1 protein-coding gene is annotated in these 335 nt (G+C 68.1%); it reads left to right on the top strand.

Features of this window, described 5'->3' with window-relative positions:
* Positions 1–335 (top strand): transglutaminase family protein (locus tag HA630_RS00470; RefSeq protein WP_166832021.1); only part of this gene is annotated, 335 nt, incomplete at both ends.

Raw genomic sequence — 335 nt, 5'->3', positions numbered from 1 at the left:
CGCGCGCTGGTGGCCCGCTTCTGGCAGCAACCGTGGCACGGCAAACTCACCCGCTGGGGCACCGAACTGCACGACCGTTTCCTGCTGCCCACCTTCGTGCGCATGGACTTCGACGACGTGCTCGACGACCTGGCCCAGTGCGGTTACCGGTTCGAGAAGGGCTGGTTCGACCCGCACTTCGAGTTCCGTTTCCCGCTCATCGGGCAAGTGGCGGCCAAGGGCATCGAACTCACCCTGCGCAACGCGCTGGAGCCGTGGCACGTCATGGGCGAGGAAGGCTCGGCCGGCGGCACCGTGCGCTACGTGGACTCGTCGCTGGAGCGGGTGGAGGTGCG

The organism is Aquabacterium sp. A08, assembly GCF_011742065.1.
The sequence above is the reverse complement of the archived record's forward strand: the minus strand, read 5'-3'. Positions and strand labels throughout refer to the sequence as shown.